Annotated in this window: 12 protein-coding genes; 3 read left to right on the top strand and 9 right to left on the bottom strand. The window is 50.4% G+C overall.

Annotated features, from left to right (window positions below; genetic code table 11):
* Positions 1-2: 2 nt before the first annotated feature.
* A complete protein-coding gene (gene mocA / locus QUE34_RS17820) occupies positions 3-581 on the bottom strand; it encodes a molybdenum cofactor cytidylyltransferase (protein WP_001272839.1) in 579 nt (192 codons plus the stop codon).
* Between the two features lie 102 nt (positions 582-683).
* Here mocA and yqeC point away from each other — a divergent pair, with 102 nt between their 5' ends.
* Both yqeC and yqeB read left to right on the top strand, forming a co-directional pair.
* A complete protein-coding gene (gene yqeC, locus QUE34_RS17815; protein WP_001604791.1) occupies positions 684-1,454 on the top strand; it encodes a selenium cofactor biosynthesis protein YqeC in 771 nt (256 codons plus the stop codon).
* A 47-nt stretch (positions 1,455-1,501) separates the two neighbouring features.
* A complete protein-coding gene (yqeB, locus tag QUE34_RS17810; RefSeq protein ID WP_001020405.1) occupies positions 1,502-3,127 on the top strand; it encodes a selenium-dependent molybdenum cofactor biosynthesis protein YqeB in 1,626 nt (541 codons plus the stop codon).
* Positions 3,128-3,167: 40 nt separating this feature from the next.
* Here the strand turns inward: yqeB and arcC are convergent, their stop codons facing one another.
* Genes arcC through ygeW form a run of 5 tightly spaced genes read right to left on the bottom strand, consistent with a single transcriptional unit; the run spans position 3,168 to position 9,297 of the window.
* Positions 3,168-4,100, bottom strand: a complete 933-nt coding sequence (gene arcC, locus QUE34_RS17805; RefSeq protein WP_105268668.1) for a carbamate kinase — start codon at positions 4,098-4,100, stop codon at positions 3,168-3,170.
* Positions 4,101-4,147: 47 nt separating this feature from the next.
* Positions 4,148-5,533: a D-phenylhydantoinase gene (gene hyuA / locus QUE34_RS17800; protein ID WP_103253726.1), complete on the bottom strand. Its 1,386-nt coding sequence runs from the start codon at positions 5,531-5,533 to the stop codon at positions 4,148-4,150.
* Between the two features lie 52 nt (positions 5,534-5,585).
* Positions 5,586-6,797: a YgeY family selenium metabolism-linked hydrolase gene (locus QUE34_RS17795; protein WP_105268667.1), complete on the bottom strand. Its 1,212-nt coding sequence runs from the start codon at positions 6,795-6,797 to the stop codon at positions 5,586-5,588.
* A gap of 57 nt (positions 6,798-6,854) precedes the next feature.
* Positions 6,855-8,051: a diaminopropionate ammonia-lyase gene (dpaL, locus tag QUE34_RS17790; protein WP_105268666.1), complete on the bottom strand. Its 1,197-nt coding sequence runs from the start codon at positions 8,049-8,051 to the stop codon at positions 6,855-6,857.
* Positions 8,052-8,109: 58 nt separating this feature from the next.
* Positions 8,110-9,297: a knotted carbamoyltransferase YgeW gene (gene ygeW / locus QUE34_RS17785; protein ID WP_123059881.1), complete on the bottom strand. Its 1,188-nt coding sequence runs from the start codon at positions 9,295-9,297 to the stop codon at positions 8,110-8,112.
* A gap of 478 nt (positions 9,298-9,775) precedes the next feature.
* Here ygeW and QUE34_RS17780 point away from each other — a divergent pair, with 478 nt between their 5' ends.
* Positions 9,776-11,554, top strand: coding sequence for a sigma-54 interaction domain-containing protein (locus QUE34_RS17780; RefSeq protein WP_000417774.1), 1,779 nt, complete (start codon positions 9,776-9,778; stop codon positions 11,552-11,554).
* Between the two features lie 39 nt (positions 11,555-11,593).
* On the opposite strand, the gene xdhC is transcribed toward QUE34_RS17780, so the two are convergent.
* From xdhC to xdhA, 3 genes are read right to left on the bottom strand one after another with little or no spacing between them, the layout of a single operon-like run.
* Positions 11,594-12,073 (bottom strand): xanthine dehydrogenase iron sulfur-binding subunit XdhC, encoded by a 480-nt coding sequence (gene xdhC / locus QUE34_RS17775; RefSeq protein WP_103253729.1) that lies wholly within the window; start codon positions 12,071-12,073, stop codon positions 11,594-11,596.
* Positions 12,070-12,948, bottom strand: coding sequence for a xanthine dehydrogenase FAD-binding subunit XdhB (xdhB, locus tag QUE34_RS17770; RefSeq protein WP_088541702.1), 879 nt, complete (start codon positions 12,946-12,948; stop codon positions 12,070-12,072). Before xdhB ends, xdhC begins: the two co-directional genes overlap by 4 nt.
* 10 nt (positions 12,949-12,958) lie before the next feature.
* Complete coding sequence (gene xdhA / locus QUE34_RS17765; RefSeq protein ID WP_103253730.1) at positions 12,959-15,256, bottom strand: xanthine dehydrogenase molybdenum-binding subunit XdhA; 2,298 nt, start codon at positions 15,254-15,256, stop codon at positions 12,959-12,961.
* Positions 15,257-15,375: the final 119 nt, after the last annotated feature.

Raw genomic sequence — 15,375 nt, 5'->3', positions numbered from 1 at the left:
TTCTAAATTTCAGTATACCTTTTTTGCGCTGTAATAAAGTCGTCCGGAGTATCAATATCTAAAATTATTTCTGCATTCTCTATTTCGACGGAATAATGTTCTCCCATAAGGAGTGCCTGACGCATATTGGTGACATTGGGTCGCTGGGTTGCCTGCATCAGGCATGGCTTTGACACTAAAATCGGATGGCCGGGGATACCTTTATGGAGTGGCAGTATTGCGCCATCATTACGTAACGACCAGATTTTTCTAAAAATATCGATGGTGAGGGTTGGCATGTCACCGTGGGTGAGAAAACAATGTTCGGTTTGCACCGCGGGTACTGCGGCCTTTACTGATGTCAGTAAACCCTGCGCATAATTTGGGTTGTGGATAATAGTGATATTACTCTGGTTCGCATAACGTTCGTGCAGTTCATTACCACGATAGCCGGTGACTAAAATAATTCGGCTACAAAACTGCAACGCATTTTTGATACTTGCATCAAGAATTGTTCCCTGTTGCCAGGGTAACATCATTTTCCATTGCCCCATTCTTGATGATAATCCGGCAGCGGTAATTATACAGTCGATGGCTGACATAGTGGTTCCATTATTTATAGGGGCTAATAACGCCTGATAATTGCGTTACTTCCTGATGGATTAAGTTGGGGATAATTTATCCCAGAGAGGTCATAAAGACTCGTGAAAAGTATAGTTGACCCATCGGCATTATTCATTGATTTAGGCGCGCAGAAACGCCCCACTGTGATTTCTGTTGTTGGGGCTGGGGGGAAAACCAGCTTGCTTTTTTGGCTGGCAGAACTGCTCCAGGCTAGCGGCAGGCGTGTGTTAATCACTACGACGACACATATGTTTATGCCAACGTCTCACTGGCCCGTGGTTTTCTGTCGTGATCCCGCCATGCTTCCTCATGCGTCTCTTACATCCCCCATTTCATTTTGTTTTCACAGCTGGAAAGCGAACCAGGGAAAAGTGCAGGGATTTATGCCAGAAGCGATTGATGCACTGGTGCAACGACCAGAGTGTGACGTAATTCTCATTGAGGCAGATGGCTCGCGTGGAATGCCGTTAAAAGCGCCTGATGAGCACGAACCTTGCATACCCAAAAGCAGTTGCTGCGTGATTGCTGTGATGGGAGGACATATTTTGGGTGCGAAAGTGAGCACAGAAAATGTCCATCGCTGGTCGCAGTTTGCTGATATTACCGGGTTAACACCTGATGCAACCTTGCAACTGAGCGATCTCGTTGCGCTGGTTCGCCACCCTCAGGGCGCATTTAAAAACGTACCGCAAGGTTGTCGGCGAGTCTGGTTCATTAACCGTTTTTCTCAATGTGAGAATGCGATTGCGCAAAGCGAGCTCCTTCAACCGCTGCAACAACACGACGTAGAGGCAATCTGGCTGGGCGATATACAAGAACATCCTGCAATCGCGCGCAGATTTGTGAATTAGCGGCCCGGGTATTCCGGGTTACTGAAAGGATATCCATTGAGGTTGGTATGAATATTTTCACAGAGGCTGCAAAACTTGAAGAGCAAAATTGTCCGTTTGCGATGGCGCAAATTGTTGATAGCCGAGGCTCGACTCCCCGCCATTCTGCACAAATGTTAGTGCGCGCCGATGGTTCTATCGTCGGTACAATTGGTGGTGGAATGGTTGAGCGGAAGGTGATTGAAGAGTCGCTTCAGGCATTGCAGGAACGTAAGCCGCGATTATTCCATGGACGTATGGCTCGTAACGGTGTGGATGCTGTCGGGTCAGATTGTGGAGGTGCAATGTCCGTGTTTATCAGCGTCCATGGTATGCGTCCTCGTCTGGTGTTGATTGGCGCGGGGCATGTCAACCGGGCGATAGCCCAGAGTGCGGCGCTATTAGGATTTGATATTGCCGTTGCCGATATTTATCGCGAAAGCCTTAATCCTGAATTATTCCCACCATCAACCACGCTTCTCCATGCTGAGTCGTTTGGTGCGGCAGTGGAAGCACTGGATATTCGCCCTGATAATTTTGTCCTGATTGCCACGAATAATCAGGATCGTGAAGCCCTCGACAAACTCATTGAACAGCCCATTGCATGGCTGGGGTTGCTGGCAAGTCGCCGCAAGGTTCAGCTTTTCCTACGTCAATTGCGTGAGAAAGGCGTGGCTGAAGAACATATTGCCCGTTTACATGCGCCCGTTGGTTACAACATAGGTGCGGAAACGCCGCAGGAGATCGCCATCAGCGTGCTGGCAGAAATATTACAGGTGAAAAATAACGCGCCGGGTGGGCTGATGATGAAACCTTCTCATCCTTCCGGACACCAGCTGGTGGTGATTCGCGGTGCGGGGGATATCGCCAGTGGTGTGGCGCTACGTCTGTATCATGCGGGTTTTAAAGTGATCATGCTGGAAGTGGAAAAACCGACAGTGATTCGTTGTACCGTGGCGTTTGCCCAGGCCGTGTTCGATGGCGAAATGACGGTCGAAGGCGTCACTGCCCGCTTGGCAACCAGCTCTGCGGAAGCGATGAAACTTACCGAACGCGGATTCATCCCTGTGATGGTAGATCCCGCCTGTTCATTGCTTGATGAACTGAAACCGCTTTGCGTGGTGGACGCTATTCTGGCGAAACAGAATTTGGGTACGCGGGCAGATATGGCACCAGTAACAATCGCGCTTGGGCCGGGCTTTACTGCTGGGAAGGATTGCCATGCGGTAATTGAAACAAATCGCGGGCACTGGCTCGGTCAGGTGATTTACTCTGGTTGTGCGCAGGAGAATACCGGTGTTCCCGGCAATATTATGGGGCATACCACCCGACGGGTGATCCGTGCTCCTGCTGCAGGCATTATGCGATCCAACGTGAAATTAGGCGATCTGGTGAAAGAGGGCGATGTGATTGCCTGGATTGGTGAGCATGAAATTAAAGCACCGTTGACGGGGATGGTGCGTGGCTTGTTGAACGACGGACTGGCGGTGGTCGGTGGTTTTAAAATTGGTGATATCGATCCACGTGGTGAAACGGCTGATTTCACCAGCGTTTCTGATAAAGCCCGGGCAATTGGCGGCGGCGTACTTGAGGCATTAATGATGTTGATGCATCAGGGCGTTAAAGCGACAAAAGAAGTGCTGGAAGTGGCTTAAATGAAAATGGCCGGATGGTATTACCCACCCGGCCTTTAAATTACTGACAAATCACCGTTCCGGTTTTGCCTTCAATCCCTTCTTTCGCTTTGCTCAATACGGTAATCAGTGCTTCGCGTCCAGCGCGAGAGCGAGCAAACGAGGCGGCTGCTTCCACTTTAGGCAGCATAGAACCTTTCGCAAAATGACCTTCTTCGATAAAGCGTTCAGCATCGACCAATGACAGGCGGTCGAGCCACTGCTCATTCTCTTTACCGAAGTTAATGGCCACTTTTTCTACCGCGGTCAGAATGATCAGCATATCGGCATCAATCATTTCTGCTAAACGGGCACTGGCCCAGTCTTTATCGATAACCGCGCTGGCACCACGCAGATGGTTACCTTCACGAATAACAGGAATACCACCACCGCCAACGGTGATCACTACCTGGCCTGCATCTACCAGAGCTTTAACCGTTTCTTTTTCAATGATATCAACCGGTTTTGGCGAGGCAACAACACGGCGATAGCCGCGACCAGCATCTTCTTTCAGAGTGTAACCCTGTTTTGTCAGTTGCTCGGCTTCCTGCTCGGTAAAGAACGAACCGATTGGTTTGGTCGGGTTGAGGAATGCCGGATCGTTAGCGTCGACTTCGACCTGGGTAACCAGCGTTGCTACAGGTTTATTAATGCCACGAGAAAGCAGTTCTTCTCTTAAGGCGTTTTGTAGATCGTAACCAATATAACCCTGGCTTAAGGCAACACAGACAGACATCGGCAGCATTGGCGAGTGCGCTTCCGTTTTTGCGGCAGCTTCAAAGGCCTGGTTAATCATGCCCACCTGCGGCCCGTTACCATGAGTGACGATGACCTCATGTCCCTGGGCAATTAAATCAACAATTGCCTGAGACGTAATTTTTACCGCTTTCATTTGTCCGGCTAGATCGTCGCCCAGCGCATTCCCGCCCAGGGCGAGAACAATTTTCTTACTCATTTTTCCTCACTCATCATTCTTGATTGTGTATAGATCCCTGGCAGTGGTTAGAGCACGGGAGGGACAAACGGTTTGCGTCGCAGGAAACGACCTCGCCCGGCTTTACCTGTAAAGGTGCCGTCACAGAAAATCGTTTCACCACGGGATAATGTTCTGACAATTGCGCCCTGACAGGTAAAACCCTCCCAGGGCGAGTAGTCGGCGTTGTCGTGGAGATGGCGGTGTTGAATTTGTTGACTCTGACGTGGGTCGATAATTACCACATCACCATCTGAGCCGGGCGCTAATAATCCTTTTTGTGGCCACAGGCCAAATAGCCTGGCGGGCATCGCACTGGTCAATTCAACAAAACGCTCCGGTGTGATACGTCCCGTCATCACGCCACTGGAGAACAGCAACTGCATGCGGTTTTCCACACCGGGCAAGCCATTTGGGCAGCGGCTGAAATCGCCTTTAGAAATTTGCTGGCGCTGGGCCATCGAGAAGGTGCAGTGATCGGTCGCCACTACGTCAATCGCACCATCACTAATGCCACACCACAGTTTGTCCTGCTCACGCACGTTACGCAGTGGTGGGCTAAGAATGAACTTCATGCCGTCTTCTGTATCGTAACTGCGTTCGTCCAGCAGGAGATATTGCGGGCAGGTTTCAACCCAGACTGGCTGGTGATTCGCGCGGGCAAGACGCAGATAATCCAGACCTAAGCCGTTAGAGAGGTGGACGATATAGAGCGGGGCGTTACCGGCAATTTGTGCCAGGTTAATCATGCGTGCGATGGCTTCCGCTTCGCATTCCAGAGGGCGACTCAAGGCGTGATAGCGCGGCGCGGTTAACCCTGCGGCGATAAACTCCGCCCGCTTGCTGGCGATAGCCGCGTCATTTTCCGGGTGCACGGTGGTCAGCGCGCCGGACTCATGCAAGCGGCGTAACGCCTGCAAAACCTCGTCGTCGTTGAGTTTGTATTGATAGGTTAAATAGAGTTTAAAACTGCTCAGTCCTTCTTCGACCATCATCGGAATTTCGTCGAGGATGGCGTGATTAATGTGCTGGATAACACCGTGAAAGCTGTAGTCAATAACCGCTTTATGGGCGGCATAACCACGATAAACTTCCAGTTGATGGCGTAACCGGCAGCCATTCGGGCCAAATCCCATATGGTCAATAATGGTTGTTGTACCGCCACACGCAGCTGCGCGGGTACCGGTAAAAAAATCATCACAACTGCGCGCGATGCCGACATCAATATTGAAATGCGTATGGACATCCACGCCGCCAGGGAAAACGTAACAGCCAGTGGCATCAATTTCTTCATACGGGAGCTGCGGCGAAATATTGCTGCCCAATTGGCGAACAATCCCGCTCTCAATCAGCAAATCTTGTTTGGCTTGTCCATCTGCGTTAACGACAGTGCCGTTTTTGATCAATACGCGCATAGCAAACTCCAAAAACCCTCCGGCGAACCGGAGGGGAATAAGTGAAGAGTAATTATTCGGTTGCCAGCCAGCTTAACGGGATTGCAGCGTACATAGCGGCACAGGTCACCAGGTGAGATTTCCAGGTTTTTTCGTTAGGTGCGTGCGCTTCAGGTTCTTTACCAGGGCCAAAACCGATCACCGGAATGCCGTGACGACCCATGATGGAGACGCCGTTAGTTGAGAAGGTCCACTTATCAACAACCGGCGCTTTGCCAAACAGCCCTTCGTAGGCGTTCACCAGGGCTTTAACAGTGAAGTGATCTTCTTCCACTTTCCAGGTCGGGAAGTAGCATTCGGTTGGGTAAACCAGGCCAGTCCAGGAAGGACGGTCGTAGTTGTACATAGAAACAACCGCGTTAGCTTTCTGTACCGCAGGCAGGGCGCGGATTTCGTCCAGCGCGCCTTCCCAGGTTTCGCCCCAGGTCAGACGACGGTCAATTGAAACTGCGCAGCTGTCTGCTACAGCGCAACGGCTTGGAGATGTGAAGAAGATTTCAGAAACGGTGAGGGTGCCTTTGCCGAGGAATTCGTCATAGCCCAGGCGCTGGGAGAGTTCCTGCAATTCTCCAAGAATCGGACCCATTTTGAAAATGGCGTTATCACCGCGTTCTGGCGCAGAGCCGTGGCAGCTAACGCCCTGAACATCAATGCGAATTTCCATACGACCGCGTTGACCACGATATACCTGGCAGTCGGTTGGTTCGGTACTGACCACAAATTCCGGGCGAATGCCAGATTGTTCAATAATGTACTGCCAGCACAGACCGTCGCAGTCTTCTTCCTGCACAGTGCCGGTGACCAGCAGGGTGTATTCATCTTCCAGACCGAGGTCTTTAATGATTTTACCGGCATAAACCATAGATGCCATGCCGCCTTCCTGGTCGGAAGTACCACGGCCGCTTATCAGCTCATCAGTTTCCATGCCTTCGTACGGATCGAAGTCCCAGTTTTTGATGTTGCCAATGCCGACGGTGTCGATATGCGCGTCCATCGCCACCAGACGCGGGCCGTGACCGATATAACCGAGCACGTTGCCCATCGGGTCGATTTCAACTTTATCGAAGCCGACTTTTTCCATCTCTTCTTTAATACGATGCACTACGCGTTTTTCGTCGCAGCTTTCGCTGGGGATCGCAACCATGTCGCGCAGGAAGCGAGTCATGTCTGCCTGGTAATCTCTTGCTTTTTCAAGAATCAGTTTGAATGGAATATTCTTAGCCATTATTTTTCTCCAGATTTTTTACTCCCCGTTTGGCGGGGAGCAGTTCCAATAGGGTGATTAAGGTGCTACAGAGTGTTTGCCTTCCCAGACAACTTCGCGGTAGTGCTTCACGTCGGTGTCGCCTTCAGTGCTGATAACCAGCACCACGGCATCTTTGTTCAGCGCTAGTTTTTCCATCAGGCTTTGACGTTGCGGGTGATAATGAACCGCCGCGAGAACGCCCAAACCGACAGCGCCGGATTCACCGGAGATGATGCGCGGGTCGTTGCCGTACGGATTACCCAGCACGCGCATACCTAATGCGGCAACGCTGTCCTGGCAGGAGATGAATTGGGTGGCGCAGTTACGTAGAATCTCCCAGCCCAGCGGGTTAGGTTCGCCGCAGGCCAGACCCGCCATGATGGTGGCCATATCGCCGCCAACGTTGACGATGTCGCCTTTGACGCCGGAGCGATAAATACAGTCAGCTTTGTCAGGTTCAACAATAATGCTGTGCAGATTTTGCGGGCTGTAGACGTCGACCAGATAACCCAGTACGCCGCCAGCCATCGCGCCGACACCGGCTTGCAGCAGAACGTGAGTTGGGGTTACGCCCATTTCACGTATTTGCTCGACGGCTTCATCTGCCAGAGTGGCATAGCCCTGCATGATCCAGGTTGGGATTTTGGTGTAGCCTTCCCAGGCGGTATCTTGCACCACTTCCCAGCCGTGTTGCTGCGCGTGTTGCATGGTCAGACGAACGGTATCGTCATAGTTCATATCAGTGACGATGCACTCGGCTCCGAGGTTCAGAATGGCGTCAACGCGTTCCTGAGCGGAACCTTTCGGCATGTAAATTACCGCGTTCTGACCGAGTTGCTGTGCTGCCCAGGCAACACCGCGCCCGTGGTTGCCGTCGGTCGTTGTAGCAAATGTCATTTTTTCGCCGATGGCACTTTTCAGATGCTCGAATGACAGTGTTTCGATATCAAGATGATATTTTTCGCACAACAACTGAGCGATGGCATATGCGCCGCCGAGCATTTTGAATGCGTTCAGACCGAATCGTTTTGATTCGTCCTTAACGAGAATTTTTTTTACCCCAAAAAGGTTTGCGAGATCGTCCAGCGCGCAAAGTGGTGTTGGGCGATAGCCAGCAATTTTCTGGTGGAACTGGCGCGCCAGTTTTGCCTGGCTTTGCGAAAAGAGCGGTGATGTTTCGCCGTTGAAAAATTTGTTATCGGCGATATCAATCTTCAATGAGAAAACGGACATATCCTATCCTTTTGGCCTCTGGAAATAGAGAGCCGACCTGTCGATCGGCCCGAGGGGGTTATTTCACGCGTTCTTGCGCTTCTTTCAGCAGTTGTTCGAGCAGTGCGCCTGGTTTGGAATATTTACGGGAAAGGATCATTGCTGCGATGATGTATGGCTTCCAGCTGGCTTCTTTGTAGGTCGCGATACGGTATTTTTCGAATACGCCTTCAGTGACTTCACCTTCTTTGCAGGATACGCCGCTGATATCTGCTGGCAGGCAGTGCATGTACAGGGCTTCGCCATCACGGGTCAGTTCCATCATCTCTTCAGTGCAATGCCAGTCTTTGTGTTGCGCGTTCTGTGCCAGACACTGTTTTTCCAGTGCTTTTAAGCCTTCGTGATCGTTCGCACGCAGCAGTTCAGTACGCTCTTCCATCACTTTGTAAGGTGCCCATGACTTCGGATAAACGATGTCTGCGTCTTTGAAGGCTTCTTCCATGCTGGTGACCTGACGGAAGCTACCGCCAGAGGCTTTAGCATTATTTTTAGCTACTTCAACTACATCCGGGATCAAATCGTAGCCTTCCGGATGGGCCAGGGTGACATCCATACCGAAGCGGGTCATCAGGCCGATAATGCCTTGCGGTACAGAGAGCGGTTTGCCGTAGCTTGGCGAGTATGCCCAGGTCATGGCGATTTTTTTACCTTTCAGGTTTTCGAGCGAACCAAAGTGTTCACGCAACCATGCCAGGTCAGCCATTGACTGAGTCGGATGGTCGATATCGCATTGCAGGTTCACTAAAGCCGGACGCTGTGGAAGCACGCCCTGCTTGTAGCCGTCATCAAGCGCAGCGCCAACTTCACGCATATAGGCGTTACCTGCGCCCAGATACATATCGTCACGAATACCAATAGAGTCGGCGCAGAAGGAGATCATATTGGCGGTTTCACGTACGGTTTCGCCGTGAGCGATTTGTGATTTGCCTTCGTCGAGATCTTGCTGTGCAAGGCCGAGCAGGTTAAGCGCGGAAGCATAAGAGAAGCGGGTACGGGTGGAGTTGTCGCGGAATACGGAAATACCTAATCCACTATTAAAGACTTTGGTTGAGATGTTTTCAGCACGCAGTGCTTTTAATGCTGCGGCAACGTCCAGTACTTGTTTCAGTTCATCAGGCGTCTGTTCCCACGTTAACAAAAAATCTTTCTCGTGAAGGTGAGAGGTCAGCGAATTGATATCCTTAATCAGCTCATTAACAGTTTTCATCATAAAGTCCCGGTAGTGGAATGACAGGCAAAGTGGTTTATTTCACTGTGACTTGCCAAAGTGATTGGTGTTTTCACAGCTATACCAGGGACTAACAATAAGTGTGCCAGAATTATCCACGCGGCTATAAAAGACTAATTTGACGGGTAATGTGTGGTGTAGATCACAAATTGATGCCAGCTTCCGGTTGTGTGTAAAATACGAAAACGTTTGGCTTTTTTTATTGCGTTGTTTATTTGCTGCTAAGTATCAGAAATAAGATAAAGGGGCAGGCTATCCCTCGTCAGTTTGATAAACTCACCGCTGTAATTCTCATATTGATATAGAAATGTGATATCTCTTCCATAATTTCATTAGAAAGTGATAAAAACCTTATGTTTTTATCAAAGCCAATTTCGCCTGAGTTAATATCATGATGATCTGTGAACCATCAACGTCTTCAATGATCGACTTTTAAGTAAGTCTGGAAGGTAAAGCTATGGAGCTTGCTACTACGCAGTCAGTATTGATGCAAATTCAACCGACAATTCAGCGTTTTGCCAGAATGCTTGCCAGCGTTTTGCAGCTTGAGGTTGAGATCGTTGATGAAAACTTGTGTCGCGTCGCCGGAACGGGCGCGTATGGGAAGTTTCTTGGCCGCCAGTTGAGCGGCAACTCACGCCTGCTCCGCCACGTCCTGGAAACGAAAACTGAAAAAGTTGTGACACAGTCTCGCTTCGATCCCCTTTGCGAAGGTTGCGATAATAAAGATAATTGTCGCGAAAAAGCATTTCTGGGTACGCCTGTCATTTTACAGGATCGTTGTGTTGGGGTGATAAGTTTGATTGCAGTTACCCACGAGCAACAAGAACATATCAGTGATAATTTACGCGAGTTTTCTGATTACGTTCGCCATATATCCACCATTTTTGTTTCGAAACTTCTGGAGGATCAGGGACCAGGAGATAACATCAGTAAAATATTCGCGACCATGATCGATAATATGGATCAGGGCGTATTAGTTGTTGATGACGATAATCGGGTTCAGTTTGTTAATCAGACGGCCTTAAAAACACTCGGTGTTGTGCAAAATAATATTATTGGGAAACCTATCCGTTTCAGACCATTAACATTTGAGAGTAATTTTACCCACGGACATATGCAACATATTGTTTCGTGGGACGATAAAAGTGAATTAATCATTGGTCAATTGCATAACATTCAGGGCAGACAATTATTTTTAATGGCGTTTCACCAATCGCATACCAGTTTTTCTGTAGCAAATGCACCTGATGAACCGCATATTGAACAATTGGTTGGCGAGTGCCGTGTTATGCGGCAATTAAAACGACTCATTAGCCGTATTGCGCCCAGCCCATCCAGCGTTATGGTGGTTGGTGAAAGCGGCACGGGTAAAGAAGTCGTCGCGCGTGCAATCCATAAGTTGAGTGGAAGACGAAATAAACCCTTTATTGCTATCAACTGTGCCGCGATTCCTGAACAACTTCTGGAGAGCGAACTATTCGGTTATGTTAAAGGCGCATTTACTGGCGCTTCAGCCAACGGTAAAACAGGGTTGATTCAGGCGGCGAATACGGGCACGCTGTTTCTCGATGAAATTGGTGATATGCCATTAATGTTGCAGGCTAAATTACTGCGCGCTATTGAGGCGCGTGAAATACTGCCGATTGGTGCCAGTAGCCCAATTCAGGTCGACATCCGAATCATTTCTGCAACTAACCAGAATTTGGCCCAGTTCATTGCCGAAGGTAAATTCCGCGAAGATCTCTTCTACCGACTCAATGTTATCCCGATCACTCTTCCACCGCTGCGTGAACGTCAGGAAGATATTGAACTGCTGGTACATTACTTTTTACATCTGCATACCCGTCGTCTGGGATCGGTTTATCCGGGTATTGCTCCCGATGTCGTCGAGATATTGCGTAAGCATCGTTGGCCCGGAAACCTGCGCGAGTTAAGCAATTTAATGGAATATCTGGTTAACGTTGTTCCTTCAGGTGAAGTTATCGACAGCACGCTATTGCCTCCAAATTTGCTGAATAATGGCACAACGGAGCAAAGTGATGTAACAGAGGTCAGCGAGGCGCACTTGGCACTCGATGATGCGGGCGGCACGGCGCTGGAGGAGATGGAAAAGCAAATGATCCGCGAGGCGCTTTCACGTCATAACAGCAAGAAGCAAGTTGCTGATGAACTGGGTATCGGCATTGCTACGCTCTATCGCAAGATAAAGAAATATGAGTTGTTAAACGCATAACCTCAGTAAATCCGGCCTGAGTTCAGGCCGGATATCCTTTTACTTCGTTTTCTCGCAATCCAGAACTGTATTTACAATCATCTGATACCCCGTGCAGCGACAAAGATTTCCCGCCAGGCCGCGACGAATCTCCGTAATAGTTAATGGCTTCTCGCGTGGTTTCGCCAGCATTGCCGTGGTAGCCATAATCAGGCCAGGCGTACAAAACCCGCACTGCACCGCGCCGGATTTCGCATAAGCTTGCTGGACGTGAGAAAGTTTTCCGCCTTTCGCTTCACCTTCCAGCGTGCGGATTTCTTTGCCTTCAGCCCAGGCGGCAAGGTATAAGCAACTGTCTATCGCAGTACCGTCGACCAGCACCGTACAGGCACCACATTCACCCACGCAGCAACCTTGCTTGACGCTTAGCAGCCCTTGTTCGCGGAGTAATTCCGAGAGCGGCGTGCCTGGCGTGGCGTGAAGCTGAAAAGGTATCTCGTTAATGGTGCATTCGATGGTAATTGTTTCGCTGTGATTCATTGCAGTTTTCCCCCCGCCGCGGCGACGGCTTCACTAATCACTTTTTTGGTCATCGTCTGGATGAGATGCAGACGAAACTCTTTGCTGGCCCGCCATGAAGAACGCGGGGCGACATCCTGCAGGACTGATTCGCTGATGGCTTCCAGCGTTTGCAGGTTTAATGGCGCATTTTGTGCAGTTTGTTCGGCATGTTGGCAGCGAATCGGCGTTGGCGCGGCAACGCCAAATGCCAGGCGTAATTCGCTGAAATTGCCGTTATCCAGTCGGCAATGTGCGGCACAGCCAATCGTTGAAATATCCATCGCATCGCGCATGGCATATTTGAAATGCGCGCTGCCTGCGTGTTCTTTCGGCTGGGGCGGAAAATGAAAGGCGACAAGGATTTCGTCATGCTCAAGGGACACTTTGCCCGGTCCGGTGTGGAAGCCATTAATCGGGACGAAACGAACACCGCGCGGGGAGTGGATCTCCAGCTTCGCATCATAAATTAGCGTTGGCGTGGCAGAATCCGCGCTGGTGGCTCCGTTGCAAATATTTCCTCCGTAGGTAGCGACGTTACGGATCTGCGGCCCGGCAATGGATGATGCCGCAGCACATAATGCCGGGAGATGACGTTGAGTTACAGGATCTTCAATGAGCTGGGTAAATGTCGTTGCTGAGCCGATGCGTAGCGAGTCATCTTCCGCTAGCGTAATTCCACGAAGCTCCGCCAGATTGTGGATATCAACAATATGGCGATAACGGTCATTGTGATGGTGGAGCTGAATCAGTACGTCAGTGCCACCGGCGAGCAGTTTGGCCTGCGGGTTGTCAGCCAGCAGGTTGATGGCATCGGCAAGGGTTGCTGCGCGATGGTAAGAAGCAAAATCAAACATGATGTTATCCTCAAATCAATCCTGCCAGATGGAACTCTTCATATAACCGTTTTGGCGTCAGCGGCAGTGTATTGATTGCAACACCGGTAGCCATCTTCACCGCGTTACGAATAGCAGCGGCAACAGGAATTATTGGTGGCTCACCCAGTGACTTATGTCCGTATGCGGATTGCGGCTCATTGATTTCCACGAACGCGCTTTCCAGTTGTGGCAGATCTGGCATGGTCGGCATTTTGTAATCCAGCAGATTGGGGTTACGTACCACGCCGCTTTTCGCATCGATGATCATCTCTTCAAATAGCGCCCAGCCAATGCCCATCCCCATTCCGCCGTGTACCTGACCTTCTGCCAGCAACGGATTAAGAATATGACCCGAATCATGAACGTTGAGGATGCGGTTGATGGTGACTTTGCACAGCGCAATATCGACCGTCAGATCAACAAAGGTACAGCCAAATGCTGGTGGGTTAGTGGTGGTTTTGATGGAGCTTTCGGCAGAGAGCTGCCCGCCGCGTTCAGGGTGGTAGAAGGCGTCCATCGCCAGATCTTTTAACGACAATAACGATTCCTCCGGTCGTTCAACCAGCACGATATGGCCTTTTATTAGGGTCAGATTCATTGCTGACTGATGTAGCATGACAGCGGCGTGAGCGATGATTTTCTCTTTTAATAACAGTGCCGCACTGCGCAACGCAGGCGCGGCAACATAGCTCTGGCGTGAAGCAAATGCGCCGGGATCGAACGGCGTAACGTCGGTATCTTGTGTTGAAATAACGCGAACGTCGCTGACCGGAACCCCTACGGTTTCTGCCACCATTTGCGAGAACACGGTGTCGGCACCCTGGCCAATTTCCGTCGCGCCGCTTTGCACATTGATGGTTCCATCCTGATTCATCAGAAGGCGCGCGCCGGCTATTTCTACGCCGACAGGCCAGGTGTTAGAGGTGTAGCTAAAACAGGCGACGCCAACGCCCCGGCGTAAATTGCCTTGCTGGTTCTGGCATTCTGCACGGCGTTTTTCCCATTCAAAGATTTTCCGGCCTTTTTCAAGACACTCCGGTAACCCTGCGCTGTAAATACGTTTGCCCGTGAGCGGATTAGCATCTCCTTCGCGGGCAGCGTTGCGTAAACGAATTTCAATAGGATCAATATTTAACGCTGTCGCGGCGTCATCAAGCATTGACTCAACGGCAAATACGACTTGTGGCGCGCCATAACCGCGCATCGCTCCAGCCGAGGGGAGGTTGGTATAAAAGGTCTTTGAACTGTAAGCGTAGGCACAACGAGGATAAAGGTAAGCGACTTTATTTCCGCCCGCAGAAGCGATGGAGTGCCCGTGAGATGCATAAGCGCCAGTGTTAGACAGAACATCCAGACTATAACCTTTCAACGTTCCGTCTCGGTTTACGCCCATTTGCCCGTCAATAGTAAAAGCGTGGCGGGTACGGGTTGCGAGGAAACACTCTTCACGGCTAAGGGAAACTTTCACCGGAATGCCGCCAAGCTTGCTGGTCAGAAAAGCCGCCATGGGCTCTTCCAGCACATCCTGTTTATTACCAAAACCGCCACCGACAAACGGTTTGATGACTCGTACGCATGACCAGGGAATATCCAGCGCCTGACCAACTACGCGGCGAACAATGTGCGGGATCTGGGTGCTGGAAACGATGGTAATTCGAGAGTCATCCTCCATCCATGCCAGCGATGTCACGCTTTCCATATGACAATGTTGAATGACCGGCGTCTGATAGTGCCCCTGGACCTGGTGATCGGCGGCATCAATTGTTTGTTGGACATTGCCCGTCGACATCGTGCTTTGTTTAAGTAAATTACCGCCGTTATGGATTGGTGCTGCATCTTCTGCCAACGCCGCTTCTGGTGTGGTGATAACAGGTAATTCTTGCCACTCAATGCTGACCAATTGCGCCGCTTTTTCTGCAGTAAGTTCATCGCGGGCAACGACGATGGCAACTGCGTCACCATGATGACGAACATGGCGAGTTAGTAGTGCGCGATCGGCGGTATCGCGCTTATTTTCGTCAAGTGTCCAGGCATGCCCCGCTGTAGCGAATGGGATATCAGGCACATCTTCCCAGGTAAAAATCGCCAGTACGCCAGGCAAACTTCTGGCTTGTTCATCATTAATACTTACAGCATAACCATGTGCGATAGGGCTACGTACATATTTCGCGTAACACATGCCCGCCATAACATAATCGTCAGTATATCGTGCCCGCCCAGTGACCTTAGCAATGGCATCGACGCGCATGCATGATTCACCCGTAGCGGTTGCTTCCCGCGCTTCCATAGAAATCCCCTCGATTTGAACATTTGGTTCTTATGGCAAAGATTTAGTCTAAGCAGGCAAGATTTACGCCAGAAACGACGATAAACGTTAGGGGAGGAAGGAAGTGTGATGACGTTAAA

It is taken from the genome of Escherichia sp. KS167_9B (assembly GCF_030295215.1).
Taxonomy (GTDB): domain Bacteria; phylum Pseudomonadota; class Gammaproteobacteria; order Enterobacterales; family Enterobacteriaceae; genus Escherichia; species Escherichia coli_F.
Note: the sequence above shows the minus strand (reverse complement) of the source record. Positions and strands in the feature narration are given on the sequence as shown.